We start from the raw sequence: 15,303 nt of genomic DNA, 5'->3' as shown, positions 1-15,303 counted from the left end.
AGCGATCTACATGTTGCAAACTAAAGAAAAAATAAAAATAATGCATGCAGAAGACCTTCCTGTGCAAATCGGTAAGGAAGTGCGCATTAAGGATATATCCATCGCCTTATTTCGCCTTTCAAATGGTGATATTCGCGCTGTAGAAAATCGATGCTCTCATAAAAACGGACCTTTAGCCGAAGGAATTGTTTCTGGAGAATTCGTCTTCTGTCCATTGCATGACTGGAAAATTTCATTAATAACAGGTGAAGTTCAAAAGCCTGATGATGGTTGTATCCAAACATATGAAGTAGAAGTTATTGATGGTGATATTTATATATATATGTAACTTGTACAGGGAAGCCCTTTTTGGCTTCCTTTCAAGTGAAAATAGATGAGGTGTAGAGATGAACGGATACGTATATTTAGTTGGTGCAGGACCTGGTGATGAAGGACTTATTACTAAAAAAGCAATAGATTGCCTAAAACAAGCAGATGTTGTTTTATATGACCGCTTATTAAATCAAACTTTACTTCGCTATACAAAGCCAACATGCGAACTCGTCTATTGCGGAAAAATGCCAACAAATCATATTATGCGACAAGAAATGATTAACGCTCATTTAATTCAGTCTGCAAAAGAAGGTAAAACGGTCGTCCGCTTAAAAGGCGGAGATCCATCTATTTTTGGTCGCGTTGGTGAAGAAGCAGCCGCTTTAGCAGCAGAAAACATTTTATACGAGATTGTTCCAGGGATTACATCTAGTATTGCCGCTAGTGCATATGCCGGCATCCCTCTTACCCATCGTAATTACAGTAATAGTGTAACTTTGTTAACCGGTCATACAAAAGGCGCAATTAGCGACCAAGTAAATTACAGCTCCCTCTTAAACAGCGATACAATTGCTTTTTACATGGGCGTTAAAAACTTGCCGGTAATTTGCGAGAATTTATTACAAACAGGAAGAAAAAAAGATACACCAGTAGCAGTTATTGAATGGGGTACAACTGGAAAACAACGAGTTGTTACAGGTACACTCTCCACAATCGTGGATGATGTGAAAAAAGAACAGATTTCAAATCCATCGATGACAATTGTTGGTGAAGTGGTGTCCTTACGAAAACAAATTGCCTGGAAAGAACACAAGCCACTACATGGAAAAAAAGTTTTATTTGCCTCTGCAACAAACAAAACAAGTATACTAGCGCAAAAGTTACAAGCAGCGGGCGCAGAAATATATCAAATACCAACTTTCAAAAAACAAAAATATGTATTAACACCTGAGCAGATTAGTGAAATTTTTAATGCTGAACGCCTTGTTTTCTGCTCAGCTGAAAGTGTAGCAATCTTATTCCAATCATGTGCGCAGCATCAAAAAGATATTCGCTCCTTAAAAGCAACATTGCAGTATATGAATGCCACTACACAGAAGGCACTTATGCAGTATGGGCTTTTAAGCTTACCTGCAACACTTTCCAACGAAACAACTGTTTATTTAGGTCGAAACATTAATCGAATTGCCGCCATTCAGGAAAAAATAGGTGCTGGCTCTTATATCATGACACACGAATATACAATTGATCATCGTTTTGATGAAGTTCATTCACGCACACTGACTGAATTCACATGGGATAGCATTGTATTTGAAGGACGTGCTGCAATCGATACGTTTATCACAGAAGTAAACCGCCTTGGCTTCACAGATATTCTGAATTTACCATTCTCCTATATCGATGAACCAACTTTACAATATGCCAATAAAGCTGGACTTCATCACATTGATTATCAATTACAAGCTATCATCAATGAGAAAGAGGTGCTTACACAATGAAAGGCATCGTTTATATTGGACACGGTAGCAGATTACAAGAAGGCAATAAACAGTTCATTCACTTTGTTCAGTCTGTTATAAACGAGCGAAGTGAAAATATCCAAAAAATTGGATTTCTCGAACTAACAACACCGACTGTTCAAGATGCGATTGTAGAAGCAATCACTGAAGGTGCAACTGAGATTTTAATTGTCCCTGTTTTATTATTTGCAGCGGCCCATTATAAACGTGATGTTCCTTTTGAAATTGAGAAAATAAAAAAGCACTATCCACACATTACATTTTCAGTTATACCACCTTTTAGTACACATCCGCTTATGATCGAACTTGTCATAAAACGAATACGTGAAGCTATGCCAATGCCAAATAGTGAAATCTTACTTGTTGGCCGTGGTAGCAGTGATTCTCAGCCTATACATGAATTAAGACAAATTGGTGCAGCTGCCCAGCAAAGACTCTGCTTGCCGGTTTCCTGCTCCTTTTTAACAAAAGGAACACCTTCTTTTACTGATGAACTCAATGAAAAGTCATCGCACGCAAGGCATGTATATGTCATGCCTTATCTTCTCTTCACTGGGTTATTACTTCAGAAAATAAATCGGCATGCAAAAAAATATGCTAACGTTACAACTTGTAATTGTCTTCAATTTGATTCCTACATGAAATCTGCTTTATTAGAGCGAATGGAGGAATATGTACATGTATAACATTTATCCAATTATGTGTAATCTCCAAGGCAAAACGGTTGTGATCATCGGTGGTGGAAAAATTGCATATCGAAAGGCAGCTGGTTTAAAGAATACAGGAGCTCGTGTCACGATTGTGAGCCCGTATATTTGTGAAGAAATGGAGAATCTCACCTATATTACATGGAAGGAAAAAATGTTTACAGAAGAAGATATTAAAGATGCTCATCTCATCTATGCTGCAACAAATCATCATGATGTAAATATGATGGTCAAACAAGCTGCACATGATTTTCAATGGGTTAATATCGTAAGTGATGGCACAGAGTCATCCTTTCATACACCTGCAATCATTCGAAATGACGAATATGTTATAAGCATATCAACTTCTGGTAAAAATCCATCCTTTGCAAAACGAATAAAAGAAAAACTAATGAAGATCCTTCCCCAAATTATAAAATAAAAAAAGATGAACGAATCCCCTCGTTCATCTTTTTAGCTTGCTTTAAAACCACCGCCAAGTACATCTCGTACATCGTGAATAACAACAAATGCATCTTCATCTACATTACTGATTACTTGTTTTAATTTTACAAGCTCTTGCTTATTAATTACGACATATAGTACTTCTTTATTTTTTCCAGTATAACCACCGCGACCTTCTAAAACAGTAACACCCCGTGTCATATGTTTCGTAATCGTTTCACGAATTAAATCTGGTTGACTAGATATAATCGTAACTGCTGTTTTCGTATTAATTCCTTCTACAATAAAGTCGATTACTTTTGCTCCGATAAATACTGCAACGAGCGTATACATTGCTTTTTCTTGCCCAATAATGAATACCGATCCTACAATTACAACAATATCAATAAAAGACAAGATTTGTTCATCAGGCTCTACATACTTTCTCACATTCAATAATAGTTCATCCATCAATACTCCTCCAAATTCTATTCACTGTCGTAACACTTGAAAAGAATCCCTGGATTACTACATAACCGGTATAATTCAGTTATAAAGTATGAAACGCGTTTCCAGTCAAAAAAAATTCTCAAAAAAATCCGCTATGTAATGGCACATAACGGACACACCTGCTAGCTTTGCGATATCTCTAATATTTGTCATGTGCTCACCTCTTTCTTTAACGTACGAATTTCATAATCCCTTGTCAAATATTTATATCCTTACATAGATGTTCAGTTTCCTTACAAAAGTGTAATCCTCCTGTAAGCTAATTCGATAGTGACTTCCCTCTATATTTCGTACAATTAGGTCAGAAAGTAACAACAACCATTCGAAAAGGAGCGAATACGCATGATGAACAAAATAAAAATAAATAAACTCGTAAATACAATGAGTATGGTGTTATCCGCTCTTGTCGATGCAAAATCAGTTGCTCATTCATTAAATAAGTAAGGAGAGAGTATGATGAACAATATTACTTTTAACAAATTAGATTTTATCGGATTAGCTAGCGGCTCAGCTCTTCTTACAGCTTTCATTTATGCTGCTACGCTTCTATAATTTTTTGTCCCCTTTCCCCTTTATATAGATAGTAATAGAAAAGACGACCGTCTATGCCCGGTCGTCTTTTCCTATTTTTTATTTTGTTGTAATGTCTCTGTTAATTCTTCAAACATTGTATTTAATTGATCCGTCATCATTTTCATAGCCGTTTTTCGATCCACTGTCTCTCCCGCTTCAACTTGAATCGGATTACCAAAAATTAATTGTGCTCTTTTCCCCTTAATTAATTCTTTTACACTTGATGGCCCAACATAAGCTGCTGGTACTAAAGGAACATTAGAACGCATTGCAATCGTAACAGCTCCTGCTTTTAAAGAAACATCCTCTGTCGATCTCGTTCCACTTGGAAAAATCCCTACTACTTTCCCATCTTTTAATAAACGGGATGGAATTTTCAATGTACTTGGCCCTGGATTTGCGCGATCTACCGGAAAAGCATTTACATTCTTAAAGAACCAATTTGTAAATTTACTTTCAAACAGTTCCTTTTTGGCCATATAATGAATTTCCGTTGGGTACATCCCAGCTGCCAGCATTAAAACATCCATAAAACTCGTATGCGTACAAGCAATAACATACGGCCCACCTTCAGGTAATTTTTCTTTTCCTTGAACCTCCACTTTTCCAAGCGTTTTAAATATATATTTCAACAAAAATGTAATTAGCTTATACATTCGTTTCGTTCCTTTCTCAATATCCAAAGTTTAATTATATCCTTACAACAATTATAACACTAAGTTTTAGTAGTTGGTAATAAAATTAAGTGACAATTTTCAAAAATTAATTCTTACAAAGGTGTAATCTTGCTGTAAGCTAATTCGATAGTTACTCCTGGTCGTATTTCATATAATTAAGACAGAAACAAGGGCAACAACAATTCGGAAAGGAGCGGATACGCATGATGAACAAAATGAAAACAAATAGATTTGTAAATACAATGAGTATGGTGTTATCCGCTCTTGTCGATGCAAAAGCGGTTGCTACTACATTAAACAAATAAGGAGAGATAACTATGAACAACATTACTTTTAACAAATTAGACTTTATCGGACTTGCAAGCGGCGCAGCTCTTCTTACAGCATTTATTTACGCACTTGCTCAAGGTCTTGTCCTATAAACTTGTTTCCCCTAACCCCTTTATATAGAGAAAAAGCTCCTCGTCCATAGACAAGCAGCTTTTTCAATTTGTTTCATATATAATTTGACCTGTTTTACTTATATCGTACCCACCAATTGCTCGTAGTTCATTTTGAAATTCTGTCGATTGCAGTATTTCTTTTACTGCTTCAATAAGTTGTTCATTTTCTTTATTTTTTAAGATTACTAAGTCATATTGTTCTTCCATAAGTGGAATAAAATCTACATTCACAATTTGTGCTACCTTTTCTGTTCCTATGCCGACATCAGCTTTCCTATTAGCAATTTGAGAGGCAACACCAAGATGATTAGACTCTTCCCAATTATATCCTCGAATATTTGCTTTATCTACATTTTGAATTCTCACCTGTTCATCTACTAGTACACGAATTCCCGATCCTTTTTCACGATTCACAAATTGAATCGATGAACGACTCAAGTCAGCCCACTTTTGTATTCCTTTTGGATTTCCTTCTTGGACATAAAACCCAACATTTCTCGCTAATAAGTTCATCACAATACATGGCTGTCCAACTAAAATTCGTTTTACATATGGGATGTTATATTCTCCTGTATCTCCATCGAACAAATGTAAACTAACGATACTTCCTTCTCCTTGAGACATTTTAATTAAACTCATTAAACTCCCCTGATAAGCCCGGAGCATACTAGAGCCTGTTAAAAATCTTTCAAGATGTTTCGCTAGCATATCTAATGTTAACTCTTGTCCACTAATTACACAGGAAGATTCTCTATTCTTCTCCTTTAGTTTCATAGAAGCAGTTTGTACTTTCCCTGTTTTCATTTGCTTAATATATTGTTCTAAGTCCACTGCATCGATGCGCATTTGTCTACCAACTCTGTAGGAAGGTAGTTCACCCTTTTTAATTAAATCATACACTGTTAACTTTGAGACTTTTAATCGATTTGCTACTTCTTCCGTTGTGTAGGAATGATGATCCATAGACGATTCCTCACTTTCTCTTTTCATTGTAACAAAGAAAGAAAATTTCTCCTATTTTTTCAAAAAGTGATTTATTTCACATTATATTTAATTATATCTATTTATAATTAAATATAATTAGTTATAATTAATATGGTGAAAAGAAAGGGGATTATATTTATGAACAGATTTACATTACGGTACATTGGGGTATTCATGCTTTCTTTCCTTCTTATATTTAGCTCGGCTTGCACAAGTGGAGAAAAAAAAGAAAAAACGACTGCTAAAGAAGAAAAGACAGTTGAACTTACGATATCTGCAGCTGCAAGTTTACAGGATGCTTTCAAAGAAATTGAAAAACAATATAAACAGAAAGAACCAAACATAAAGCTTTCCTTTAACTTTGGTGGTTCTGGTGCACTTCAGCAGCAAATTGAACAAGGGGCTCCTGCTGATATCTTCTTCTCTGCAGCAGAAGATAAATTTCAAACGCTTGTAAAAAAAGGATTTATTAATGAAAAAGAGGGGAAAAATCTTCTTGGAAATGAACTTGTTTTAGTCGTTCCAAAGGAAAGTTCCATTAAAACATTTCAAGAGTTAAAAGAAGAAAAAGTGAAGAAACTAGCAATTGGTACACCTGAATCTGTACCAGCCGGAAAATATGCAAAAGCTTCACTTACGCATGAAAATCTATGGAATGACCTCCAAAACAAAATTGTATTTACAAAAGACGTCCGCCAAGTGTTAACATATGTAGAAACAGGAAATGTAGATGCTGGAATTGTATACAAAACAGATGCTCTCATTTCAGACAAAGTAAAAATTGCAAATGCAGCACCAACTAATTCTCATGAACCGATCCACTATCCAGCAGGGGTTATAAAAGAATCCAAGCATAAGAAAGAGGCGACTTCATTCTATGAATATTTACAGTCAAAAGAGGCACAATCTATCTTTAAAAAATATGGATTTACAATTCTATCTTAACTACCATGGCATTTGATGCACTTTGGCCGCCTATTTTTCTTTCCTTACGAGTAGCTGCACTCGCCACCATTATTGTTATGATTTTCGGCACAATTATTGGACGAGTATTAGCTCGCTCCTTGTGGCGCTATAAAGTGTTATTAGAAACCATTTTTCTATTACCGATGGTGCTCCCGCCAACTGTTATTGGGTTCTTTCTCATTATTATTTTTGGGAATAACAGCCCAGTTGGTAAGTGGATTGAATCATTATTTCAACACTCTATTATGTTTACATCATGGGCTGCTGTCATCGCTTCAACAGTCGTTTCATTCCCACTTATGTATCAATCGGCCAAGACAGGTTTTTCTATTGCAAACGAGCAAATTGAAGACGGTGCCCGTGATCTTGGGGCCAGTGAACACCAAGTCTTCTTACATGTCACATTGCCGCTTGCATTCCCCGCACTACTTAGTGGAATGATATTAAGCTTTGTACGTGCACTTGGTGAATTTGGAGCAACACTTATGTTTGCTGGTAACATTCCAGGAAAAACACAAACAATTCCTACAGCCATTTATATGGCGATTGACGCAAGTAACATGCAGCTCGCCTGGACGCTTGTTATCATAACAGTCGGTATGTCACTCCTATTCTTATTGTGCATCCAGCTAATTAATAAAAGAATTACTACTTCTTAAAGCGGCTTTCGACAAAAGCTGCTTTTTTATTTCCCGAAAAATAAATTGTTTTGTAGAATGAAACAATTTATCCTGCTGTTCGAGTGCTGTAAAACCCCATTGATTAAAGTTTCACTTTATCCCAACCTTACAAAATTGTAATCCTATTGTAAGCTAATTCGATAGTTACTATTTCCCACATTCCATATAATTAAGTTATAAAGTAAAGCCAATGGGAAGTAGATTGTCCCCCTCTCCCCATTTCTTAAAAAGAGCTAAGTAACTTTATTCCCCCCATCCCCATTTAAAAAAGACCTCAATTTGAGGTCTTTTTTTATTTTGATAAAATAAAACTTTGATTAGCTTTTGCTGACTTTTGAGATAAGGTCTTACTAAGCTTAAAAAATGAGATTAAATAACAGAATTTTATTTTTTGTAGAAATATACATTCTATTTGAATTTACTTTCTAAAATAGGTACTTTCCTGTTATTATATTTAGGTATTTGAAAAAATGAAGAAATGAAACCGCATTTATATCGTAAATTCTTCATCCTGTTTTAACAATCGGTAATCTTCCACTTTCTAAGTGGGAAATTACCAATCGTTAAAACGAAATTAAATTAAATTATATTATATTGATATAGAAAAGTGAAGGGAGTCTTGTAATGGACATTTTATTAGCGCTTCTTCCTGCAATTGCATGGGGAAACGTCTTATTAGTAAGCGTAAAAATGGGCGGCGGTGCATATAGCCAAACATTAGGTATGACAATTGGTGCCTTATTCTTTGCAACAATTATGTATATATTTACTCAACCGGCTTTAACTATGACAATCTTAATCGTCGGTTTTATTTCAGGTCTATTCTGGGCTTTAGGACAAGCAAACCAATTAAAAACTGTTGAAAAGCTAGGTGTTTCAACAACTGTAACCATTTCAACTGGGATGCAACTTGTTGCGACTTCTATCTTTGGCGTTATCGCTTTCCATGAGTGGACTACTACTACTACGATTATTATGGGAACGATTGCAATCCTTTTAATTGTAATTGGTGTTGTCTTTACTTCACTAGATGATAAAGAAAATGCACAGCCACCGGGACAACTGAAAAAAGGGCTTTTAACTTTAATTGTTTCTACTTTTGGTTACCTTGTATATGTAATTATCATTCGTTGGTACAATATCGATGGTTGGTCTGCTATTTTACCGCAAGCAGTCGGTATGTTTGTTGGTGCAGTGGTACTGACATCTAAATATAAACCGTTTAACAAATATGCAGTTCGTAACATATTATCTGGTTTACTATGGGGAACAGGAAACTTATTCTTACTTCTTTCCTTACCACGAGTTGGAGTAGCAACAAGCTTCCCATTATCTCAAACTGGCATCGTTATCTCTACATTCGGTGCGATTGTCTTCTTAGGAGAAAAGAAAACGAAACGCCAAATGGGATTTATTGCACTAGGTAGTGTCCTAATTATCGGCGGTGCTGTTTTACTTGGTATGACAAAAGCATAATTACACAATCTATTACTAAACCCTCTGAAGCATACATGCTTCAGAGGGTTTTCTATTCCTTAATCACTTTTCTTTCCAATCTATCTGTGTAATTTGATCTTTAGACATTTAAATTACCGCTATGACAAACAAAAGGGGACTTTCACTCGTTTTCTCTCTGCTTTAGCTTGGCAATCTATCCGCTTTTAAACATGACCAGATGCTCTCTTACCAACCTATCAATAGCTAAATTACTATAAAAGTTAATATGGCATATACTAATCCTTATAGCAAATTCATATAAGTCTTTTCTTTTTACAAAGATCTCTCAAAGATGTTATCGTTTTTTATACCCTATTCTAATCAGGAAGGAATAAAAGATATGCTAAAGAAACATAGAATTTTATTTATTGGTGCTGGCCGTATGGCAGAAGCAATCTTTGCTGGACTTCTCAAAACAAGTAACGAACACATTGAAAAAATTATCGTATCCAATCGGAGTAACATAGAAAAGCTTAAACAATTAGAGAAAAAATATAATACCTCCATTACGAGTGATTGGACTCAACATATCAAAACTGTTGATACCATTGTTTTGGCGATGCCACCAGCTGCACATGAACAATTATTAGCAGCGTTATCTCCTCTTCTAACCAATCAATTTGTTGTAACGGTTGCTGCCGGGATTGGTCCATCTTACTTAGAAGAAAAACTTCCTCAAGGTACACCTGTTGCCTGGATTATGCCAAATACAGCTGCGACAATTGGAAAGTCTATTTCTCTATATACAATGGGACAGTTCGTAAATGCTGAACATCAAGAAACTTTACAACTACTCTTAAAGGGGATTGGTACAGCACAGCTATGCACGGAAGAAGAAGTTCATCAGCTGACCGCTGTTACTGGAAGTGCACCTGCCTTCCTTTACCATTTTGCTGAAGGTTTAATTGAAACAACAAAAAGCTATGGAATCGATGAAGCAACAGCAAAACATCTTGTTATCCAAATGATTGCTGGTTCTGCTGCTATGCTTGAGCAAGAACAAGATCCAGCTATGCTTCGTGAACAAGTGACAACACCAGGTGGTTCAACTGCAGAAGGTTTAAAAGTTCTATATGAAAATAATTTTTCGAAGATTATTTATCAAGCAATTGAAGCAACCAATAAAAAAGCTAGAGGGAATTAATATGAAATTCACAAGCTTACACAACATTACATAACGGTGTAAACGCCTTGGTTTGGCTTAGGTGTTTTTTAAAGTTGAAGATGGCACAGAAGTAATTGATTCTGTAAAAGCAGCTATTAAAAATGGATACCGCAGCATCGATACAGCGGCAATATACAAAAATGAAGATGGCGTTGGTCCAGACCCTGATAATTTTGATTTTTAAAAACGAGAGTCACTGTGCAATTGCACAGTGCTCTTTCTTTTTATATCCCTATTTAATAGACTGAAAATTTAAACCATATTCCATTTCATTGACAGTTCATTTATCCGGGTGTAAGATTTTGAATAATCAAAGAAACAAAAAAATTAATACAAATTACTATGTTTACTCATTGTATCAAGAGAGGTGGAGGGACTGGCCCTTTGAAACCTCGGCAACAGGTTCACTTTGAATACTGTGCCACTTCCTGCAAGCATTATGCTTGAAAGATAGAATGAGGGACTTCGTTTATATACAGGCACATGCCTTGTAAACAAAAATCCCTCTTTCTCGATAAGAAAAGAGGGATTTTTTCTTTCCCTCAAAGTTGTTCATTAACTATTTTTTTAATACCCAAACAATTTAGGGAGGAATTTTACATGAAAAAGAAATTTGTACCTGCTGTCGCATCTGTTTTAGGAGCAAGTATTTTATTAACAGGATGCGGTAACTATAAAGACGATGCAAGCGGAGCAAAAGCAAAAGATAAAGCACCTGATAAACAAGTATTGAACTTAGCTGCTGGTACAGAAATCCGCACAATGGATACTGCACGCGCTACAGATACTGACTCTGGTCAAGTAATGAGAAACGTATTTGAAGGTCTATATAACCTTGGTGAAGGAAACAAACCTGTGCCTGGTGTTGCAAAGTCTCATGAAGTGAGTCCGGATAAAACAAAATATACATTCCATTTACGAGATTCCAAATGGTCAAATGGTACACCCGTAACAGCGAAGGACTTCGTCTTTGCTTGGCAACGTGCAGTTGATTCAGCAACAGCTTCTGAATATGCCTTTTTATTCTTTGATATAAAAAATGCAAAAAAGATTAATAGTAAAGAGCTTTCGGCTGATCAACTTGGTGTAAAAGCAATCGACGACCACACTTTTGAAGTTGAATTAGAGCGTCCAGTTCCATACTTCATTAGCTTAACGGCATTCCCAACATTTTTACCGATTAATGAAGAATTCTTTAAATCACAAGGTGATAAATATGCATTAGAAGATAATAAGCTTATCTATAATGGAGCCTTTACATTAAGTGATTGGAAACATGAACAAAGCTTTAAGTTTAAGAAAAATACCAACTATTGGGATAAGGATAATGTGAAACTTGAAGAAATTAATTTTAATATCGTCAAAGATCATTCAACAGCCGTTAATTTATATGAATCAAAACAAATCGATCGACTTACTTTAACATCTGATCTTGTTGATAAATATCGCAAAGATAGTAACTTTAAAGAACGACCAGATGTTGGTGTACAATTCGTACGAATGAATCAAAAAAATAAAACGTTACAAAATGTAAATATCCGCCAAGCTATCGATAAATCGATAGATAAAAAGGCATTTGTAAATGTTCTCTTAAATGATGGCTCTCTTCCTTCTTATTCTCTAGTTCCAAAAAACTTTGCAAAGGGACCAACTGGAAAAGATTTCCGTGAGGAGAATGGCAATTTAACGAAAGAAAATACAAAAGATGCTCAAAAATTCTGGAAGCAAGCAAAACAAGAATTAGGTTCTGATAAAATTTCAATTGAATTATTAACAAGCGATAATGACCTTTCGAAAAAAACTGGTGAATATTTAAAAGAACAACTAGAGAAAAATCTAGAAGGCTTAACAATTAACTTGAAGCCTCAACCACGTAAACAACAAGTCACATTATTGCTACAAGGAAATTATGATATTGCTGTTGATGGCTGGAGCCCTGATTTTGCTGACCCGATTACATTCTTAGAATTATTTACAACTGATAACTCATACAACTTAGATCACTATTCTAATAAAGAATTTGATGATTTAATCCAAAAAGCAAAAACTGATTTTGCTGGTGATGAAAAAGCACGTTGGGAAGCTTTAAAACAGGCAGAAAAAATCTTATTTAAAGATGCTGTTATCTCTCCTCTCTATCAAAATGGAACAACATACTTAGAACGTTCTTATGTAAAAGGAATAGTTGAAGTTGATTTTGCAGGACCACTTAACTTCAAATGGGCAAAGGTTGAGAATTAATCTCGCCTTATAGAAGTTAATTTTAACGAAAGCTTCGATTACAAGAGAAAAAGGGTATCCTCCAAAAGGATGCCCTTTTTCTTTATGCTTCTTTTACTAAATGCCTCTTTCCCTTTAATACAGATAATAGTCCTACAGCGATGAAAGCTAAAATTTGTGTAATAACAATTATAAATAATAGAGAGATAATATTTTCCTTTAAATTTCCACCACCAAATATTATTGTATAATAACCATTTGCAGCGTACGTTTCGGGAAATAATTTATTTCGAGCACATACATAATTACATGAAATTGGGAAAAACTTGTATGGAAGGAACGATACACTAAGGAGGAATATATTATGAGAATTTTACTTTCAGTTTTATTAGCACTTATGCTAGTACCTGCGCTAACAGGTTGTACTGCACCAAAAAAGGAAACTCCAACTTCTGATAAGAAAACAACGGACGAAGCTAAAAATGAAGCACCTCAAGATTTAAAACTTAACTTTAACGAATTTCACTTAAATGCAGACTACCAAGATACGAAGAAAGATTATGAAGCGGAGTACAAAAGTAAAGGTGCAGACAAAAAGATGGAAGGAAAGATTGAGGATCACAAGACAGATGTAAAGCTAACGAGTGACAAAGCTATTGCCAAACTAAGTCCACTTCTACAAAAGTTAACATTTGATAAAAATACACCTGATCAAGAAGTAATTGATCAAGTGGTAGACGTATTCCAACTTGATAAAGACTACCAAAAATTCGACTTAGAAGTTGTGTTCTCAGATGGAACGAAGAAAGAGTATAAGAAGGAAGTAAAATAAAGAAGTAGGCAAATGCCTACTTCTTTATTTTTTGCTTACTTTTTCGCATGTCGTAAGCTTGGCTCAGAACTAATCATATACTCTAAACCAGATACGGATAATTTTTGCAAATAAGAATCTGTCGGGAACATAATCGGAATTAAAGGATATTCTGTAAACATAATATCTTCTTCTTTCATACCTTCTTCTAACAACGCTTTTGCAGCAGTTGGATTATATTTAAAGGAATTCTCTTTTTTATTTTATACTAAGGCAAAGGACAAATAGAATGCTCTCTATGTAGAAAGGAGAGCTACGATGGATCCATTACTTATGGCAGTTATAGGATTACCATTAACAATCGTAATATTAGTTATCATAGGCTTCTATAAATTATTTATAAAAAAGAAAAATATAACTTCCTTTTATACTCCATTCGATAACATTACTGGGCAAACAATTTCAGAATTTCATGAAGAGCAAAAAGTCTTAGTAGCTGAAGATGAAGATGAAGACGGGGACGGGGACGGGAAAAAGAAAAAATAACCTTGCGCATTGCAAGGTTATTTTTGTGCTTCTTTTTGAAAGCGTTTATAGTACGTTGAAGCTGTTGAAAAATGAACTTCTATATCACGAATTAACGCCGAATCTTCATCTTTCGCTAATTTCTCTAACTTTTTCATTGCTTGTTCTGTCTCATTTAAGAAGCCAACATATAGCTCATGTTCTTGTTCTTTTGACTTCGGTACACGAATTTCTTTGCGTATATGATCGATATCCGTTAACATACTCGTGGTTACTTTCTGTACATCTTCTTTAAACTTAGGATATACTAGTGCCTTGCCCCCTTTTTCCTTCGCTTCTTCCCATAATTTTACCGCTTCATTTAACTCTTTGTTCATTTTCTCATCATACTTATTATGCAGATCACGATATACTCTCATATCTTCTTTCTGCTCTGCCGATTGTTCTACTTTTTCTTTCGGTTCTTTTGTATCCTTATTTCCATTACACCCTGCTAAAAGAAGCATTCCTCCAAGCAAGACAATACTCCACACTTTCTTCATCTCTTACTCTCCTTTTGTCTACATCTACTACTTATCTCCACTTGCTATTATAACGAGAACCATTCAAACTTTACACTTATGACCGTACTTTTATACACATATCACCATTTTTGTCACAGTATCGTCACTTTATACGCCCAGAATCTTCACAGCTCTTCTTCTGCACCTTACAAAACTGTAAGCACACATCTGGAACATAGCATGCTAGACTTACATATGAATGAAGCATCCCTACCTAAGGTTGCATTATCCATTTATTTAGAAAAAAGGAGACTAATAATATATATGTACAACAAAATGATGTTTATGGAAGAAGAACTTTCCGTTCTTATTCGTAAAAGATCACTCCATATCAAAAATACAGAAAGTCTTCGCCGCGTATTAAAGAAGAGAACCGCTCCACTTAGACTTGCCCGTTACTTAAAACAAGTGCATATAGACAAATACAACACCGCCCTAAACATATCTGATGAATCACTAACAATTGAAATCATCGGGCATGTCTATATCGGAAATTTTGCAGATATTTTAAAAGCTATTCCTCGTATACCAAAAATTGCTCCGATAATTGTAGAAAGAGCTTATAGAATTACGGACCATACAGATATTATTGACTGCGGTGAAAAAGAGGTTGATTCAAATCGATGGGTTTGGGATAAATTAGCTATTTTATACGATGCAATCATGAATAATATGTATGAGCTGCTCCAAGAAAATAACAAAAAGAGCTAATTACAAATAATAACTT

Annotated in this window: 18 protein-coding genes, 2 pseudogenes and 1 riboswitch; of the genes and pseudogenes, 15 read left to right on the top strand and 5 right to left on the bottom strand. The window is 35.2% G+C overall.

All coding sequences use genetic code 11. The annotated features are described in order from the left end of the window. Positions 1 to 10: 10 nt before the first annotated feature. From nirD to BPMYX0001_RS00795, 4 genes are read left to right on the top strand one after another with little or no spacing between them, the layout of a single operon-like run. Entirely contained in the window at positions 11 to 328 is a 318-nt protein-coding gene (nirD, locus tag BPMYX0001_RS00810; RefSeq protein ID WP_003194479.1) for a nitrite reductase small subunit NirD, read from the top strand. A 58-nt stretch (positions 329 to 386) separates the two neighbouring features. Then, positions 387 to 1,811, top strand: a complete 1,425-nt coding sequence (locus BPMYX0001_RS00805) for a uroporphyrin-III C-methyltransferase (protein ID WP_006093128.1) — start codon at positions 387 to 389, stop codon at positions 1,809 to 1,811. Continuing rightward, positions 1,808 to 2,518, top strand: a complete 711-nt coding sequence (locus BPMYX0001_RS00800; protein ID WP_018781996.1) for a sirohydrochlorin chelatase — start codon at positions 1,808 to 1,810, stop codon at positions 2,516 to 2,518. The genes BPMYX0001_RS00805 and BPMYX0001_RS00800 overlap by 4 nt, the downstream gene beginning before the upstream one ends. After that, positions 2,511 to 2,960: a precorrin-2 dehydrogenase gene (locus tag BPMYX0001_RS00795; protein WP_018781995.1), complete on the top strand. Its 450-nt coding sequence runs from the start codon at positions 2,511 to 2,513 to the stop codon at positions 2,958 to 2,960. Before BPMYX0001_RS00800 ends, BPMYX0001_RS00795 begins: the two co-directional genes overlap by 8 nt. A 32-nt stretch (positions 2,961 to 2,992) precedes the next feature. Here the strand turns inward: BPMYX0001_RS00795 and BPMYX0001_RS00790 are convergent, their stop codons facing one another. Then, the gene (locus BPMYX0001_RS00790) at positions 2,993 to 3,433 is read right to left on the bottom strand and encodes a YitT family protein (RefSeq protein WP_006093125.1); all 441 of its coding nucleotides are present in this window, start codon (positions 3,431 to 3,433) and stop codon (positions 2,993 to 2,995) included. A gap of 495 nt (positions 3,434 to 3,928) precedes the next feature. On the opposite strand from BPMYX0001_RS00790, the gene BPMYX0001_RS30005 reads away from it, so the two are divergent. After that, a complete protein-coding gene (locus BPMYX0001_RS30005) occupies positions 3,929 to 4,024 on the top strand; it encodes a DUF3948 family protein (protein ID WP_018767156.1) in 96 nt (31 codons plus the stop codon). Positions 4,025 to 4,095: 71 nt separating this feature from the next. Here BPMYX0001_RS30005 and BPMYX0001_RS00785 read toward each other — a convergent pair whose 3' ends face one another. Further along, positions 4,096 to 4,701 (bottom strand): lysophospholipid acyltransferase family protein, encoded by a 606-nt coding sequence (locus tag BPMYX0001_RS00785; protein ID WP_026008688.1) that lies wholly within the window; start codon positions 4,699 to 4,701, stop codon positions 4,096 to 4,098. Between the two features lie 338 nt (positions 4,702 to 5,039). On the opposite strand from BPMYX0001_RS00785, the gene BPMYX0001_RS29995 reads away from it, so the two are divergent. Further along, complete coding sequence (locus tag BPMYX0001_RS29995; protein ID WP_016116987.1) at positions 5,040 to 5,144, top strand: DUF3948 family protein; 105 nt, start codon at positions 5,040 to 5,042, stop codon at positions 5,142 to 5,144. A 63-nt stretch (positions 5,145 to 5,207) separates the two neighbouring features. Here the strand turns inward: BPMYX0001_RS29995 and BPMYX0001_RS00780 are convergent, their stop codons facing one another. Next, positions 5,208 to 6,155 (bottom strand): substrate-binding domain-containing protein, encoded by a 948-nt coding sequence (locus BPMYX0001_RS00780; protein WP_003194491.1) that lies wholly within the window; start codon positions 6,153 to 6,155, stop codon positions 5,208 to 5,210. A 132-nt stretch (positions 6,156 to 6,287) separates the two neighbouring features. On the opposite strand from BPMYX0001_RS00780, the gene modA reads away from it, so the two are divergent. From modA to BPMYX0001_RS00745, 7 genes and pseudogenes are all read left to right on the top strand, one after another. Next, positions 6,288 to 7,094 (top strand): molybdate ABC transporter substrate-binding protein, encoded by an 807-nt coding sequence (gene modA, locus BPMYX0001_RS00775; RefSeq protein ID WP_018767158.1) that lies wholly within the window; start codon positions 6,288 to 6,290, stop codon positions 7,092 to 7,094. Positions 7,095 to 7,099: 5 nt separating this feature from the next. Continuing rightward, positions 7,100 to 7,774, top strand: a complete 675-nt coding sequence (gene modB / locus BPMYX0001_RS00770) for a molybdate ABC transporter permease subunit (protein WP_006093124.1) — start codon at positions 7,100 to 7,102, stop codon at positions 7,772 to 7,774. Between the two features lie 645 nt (positions 7,775 to 8,419). Next, positions 8,420 to 9,271 (top strand): GRP family sugar transporter, encoded by an 852-nt coding sequence (locus tag BPMYX0001_RS00765; RefSeq protein WP_003194497.1) that lies wholly within the window; start codon positions 8,420 to 8,422, stop codon positions 9,269 to 9,271. Between the two features lie 361 nt (positions 9,272 to 9,632). Next, positions 9,633 to 10,436 (top strand): pyrroline-5-carboxylate reductase, encoded by an 804-nt coding sequence (gene proC / locus BPMYX0001_RS00760; protein ID WP_033798555.1) that lies wholly within the window; start codon positions 9,633 to 9,635, stop codon positions 10,434 to 10,436. Positions 10,437 to 10,462: 26 nt separating this feature from the next. Beyond that, a pseudogene (locus BPMYX0001_RS31950) lies at positions 10,463 to 10,614 on the top strand (aldo/keto reductase); the annotation flags it as partial. 195 nt (positions 10,615 to 10,809) lie between these two features. Beyond that, a riboswitch (SAM riboswitch) is annotated at positions 10,810 to 10,914 on the top strand. 143 nt (positions 10,915 to 11,057) lie between these two features. After that, positions 11,058 to 12,698 (top strand): peptide ABC transporter substrate-binding protein, encoded by a 1,641-nt coding sequence (locus BPMYX0001_RS00750; RefSeq protein WP_006093121.1) that lies wholly within the window; start codon positions 11,058 to 11,060, stop codon positions 12,696 to 12,698. A 343-nt stretch (positions 12,699 to 13,041) separates the two neighbouring features. Then, the gene (locus tag BPMYX0001_RS00745) at positions 13,042 to 13,509 is read left to right on the top strand and encodes a YusW family protein (RefSeq protein ID WP_003194504.1); all 468 of its coding nucleotides are present in this window, start codon (positions 13,042 to 13,044) and stop codon (positions 13,507 to 13,509) included. A 35-nt stretch (positions 13,510 to 13,544) separates the two neighbouring features. Here the strand turns inward: BPMYX0001_RS00745 and BPMYX0001_RS00740 are convergent. Continuing rightward, positions 13,545 to 13,685, bottom strand: a pseudogene (locus BPMYX0001_RS00740) (peptide-binding protein); the annotation flags it as partial. A 121-nt stretch (positions 13,686 to 13,806) separates the two neighbouring features. On the opposite strand from BPMYX0001_RS00740, the gene BPMYX0001_RS00735 reads away from it, so the two are divergent. Continuing rightward, positions 13,807 to 14,034 (top strand): DUF3951 domain-containing protein, encoded by a 228-nt coding sequence (locus BPMYX0001_RS00735; RefSeq protein WP_006093119.1) that lies wholly within the window; start codon positions 13,807 to 13,809, stop codon positions 14,032 to 14,034. 17 nt (positions 14,035 to 14,051) lie between these two features. On the opposite strand, the gene BPMYX0001_RS00730 is transcribed toward BPMYX0001_RS00735, so the two are convergent. Then, positions 14,052 to 14,555 carry a hypothetical protein gene (locus BPMYX0001_RS00730; RefSeq protein WP_006093118.1) on the bottom strand — a complete coding sequence of 168 codons (504 nt, stop codon included), beginning with the start codon at positions 14,553 to 14,555 and terminating at the stop codon, positions 14,052 to 14,054. Between the two features lie 285 nt (positions 14,556 to 14,840). Between BPMYX0001_RS00730 and BPMYX0001_RS00725 the strand changes: the two genes are divergently transcribed. Continuing rightward, on the top strand, positions 14,841 to 15,287 hold the full coding sequence (locus tag BPMYX0001_RS00725) for a hypothetical protein (protein WP_033798554.1): 447 nt from the start codon (positions 14,841 to 14,843) through the stop codon (positions 15,285 to 15,287). Positions 15,288 to 15,303 lie beyond the last annotated feature (16 nt).

The sequence above is a fragment of the Bacillus pseudomycoides DSM 12442 genome (assembly GCF_000161455.1).
GTDB lineage: Bacteria > Bacillota > Bacilli > Bacillales > Bacillaceae_G > Bacillus_A > Bacillus_A pseudomycoides.
This window is presented reverse-complemented; position numbering and strand designations above follow the sequence as displayed.

Bases quoted from the DNA above. Each gene is read 5' to 3' on its own strand.
- nirD (WP_003194479.1), top strand. From the start codon at position 11: ATGTTGCAAACTAAAGAAAAAATAAAAATAATGCATGCAGAAGACCTT.
- BPMYX0001_RS00805 (WP_006093128.1), top strand. From the start codon at position 387: ATGAACGGATACGTATATTTAGTTGGTGCAGGACCTGGTGATGAAGGA.
- BPMYX0001_RS00800 (WP_018781996.1), top strand. From the start codon at position 1,808: ATGAAAGGCATCGTTTATATTGGACACGGTAGCAGATTACAAGAAGGC.
- BPMYX0001_RS00795 (WP_018781995.1), top strand. From the start codon at position 2,511: ATGTATAACATTTATCCAATTATGTGTAATCTCCAAGGCAAAACGGTT.
- BPMYX0001_RS00790 (WP_006093125.1), bottom strand. From the start codon at position 3,433: ATGGATGAACTATTATTGAATGTGAGAAAGTATGTAGAGCCTGATGAA.
- BPMYX0001_RS30005 (WP_018767156.1), top strand. From the start codon at position 3,929: ATGAACAATATTACTTTTAACAAATTAGATTTTATCGGATTAGCTAGC.
- BPMYX0001_RS00785 (WP_026008688.1), bottom strand. From the start codon at position 4,701: ATGTATAAGCTAATTACATTTTTGTTGAAATATATATTTAAAACGCTT.
- BPMYX0001_RS29995 (WP_016116987.1), top strand. From the start codon at position 5,040: ATGAACAACATTACTTTTAACAAATTAGACTTTATCGGACTTGCAAGC.
- BPMYX0001_RS00780 (WP_003194491.1), bottom strand. From the start codon at position 6,155: ATGAAAAGAGAAAGTGAGGAATCGTCTATGGATCATCATTCCTACACA.
- modA (WP_018767158.1), top strand. From the start codon at position 6,288: ATGAACAGATTTACATTACGGTACATTGGGGTATTCATGCTTTCTTTC.
- modB (WP_006093124.1), top strand. From the start codon at position 7,100: ATGGCATTTGATGCACTTTGGCCGCCTATTTTTCTTTCCTTACGAGTA.
- BPMYX0001_RS00765 (WP_003194497.1), top strand. From the start codon at position 8,420: ATGGACATTTTATTAGCGCTTCTTCCTGCAATTGCATGGGGAAACGTC.
- proC (WP_033798555.1), top strand. From the start codon at position 9,633: ATGCTAAAGAAACATAGAATTTTATTTATTGGTGCTGGCCGTATGGCA.
- BPMYX0001_RS00750 (WP_006093121.1), top strand. From the start codon at position 11,058: ATGAAAAAGAAATTTGTACCTGCTGTCGCATCTGTTTTAGGAGCAAGT.
- BPMYX0001_RS00745 (WP_003194504.1), top strand. From the start codon at position 13,042: ATGAGAATTTTACTTTCAGTTTTATTAGCACTTATGCTAGTACCTGCG.
- BPMYX0001_RS00735 (WP_006093119.1), top strand. From the start codon at position 13,807: ATGGATCCATTACTTATGGCAGTTATAGGATTACCATTAACAATCGTA.
- BPMYX0001_RS00730 (WP_006093118.1), bottom strand. From the start codon at position 14,555: ATGAAGAAAGTGTGGAGTATTGTCTTGCTTGGAGGAATGCTTCTTTTA.
- BPMYX0001_RS00725 (WP_033798554.1), top strand. From the start codon at position 14,841: ATGTACAACAAAATGATGTTTATGGAAGAAGAACTTTCCGTTCTTATT.